The sequence below is a fragment of the Algoriphagus oliviformis genome, assembly GCF_017254915.1.
In the GTDB taxonomy this organism is placed as follows: Bacteria; Bacteroidota; Bacteroidia; order Cytophagales; family Cyclobacteriaceae; genus Algoriphagus; species Algoriphagus oliviformis.
On sequence record NZ_JAFKCT010000075.1, the window covers coordinates 1 to 292 of the forward strand.

1 protein-coding gene is annotated in these 292 nt (G+C 53.4%); it reads right to left on the reverse strand.

The genetic code is table 11. The annotated features are described in order from the left end of the window. The coding region (locus tag J0A68_RS22630; RefSeq protein ID WP_206580519.1) for a hypothetical protein at nucleotides 1-267 on the reverse strand (267 nt) is incomplete at its 3' end. Nucleotides 268-292 lie beyond the last annotated feature (25 nt).

A 292-nucleotide genomic window follows, 5' to 3' on the forward strand; every position in this document is an offset into this window, starting at 1 on the left:
TCCATTGTCCTGGTAGTCAGTGGTTCGCATGATAGGGAGTTTGCGCAGGTTCATAACCGTAGCGCTGGCTGCTGGAGGGGTTACAAAGACAACTTCACCGCCGCCAGGGTTACCTACCCCCTGCACGGTGTACCCTGATGTGATAGAGGTGCCATTAATCGACACATCCAAATCGCTGGCGGTCAGCAGCATAAACTTGTACGGAAACACCGTGGTGATCCCGTTGGCGGTGTAAATGTTATAGGGGGTCTGGTTCGGTACCGACATGAAGGAAACCTCGGCTTAGTAGTCC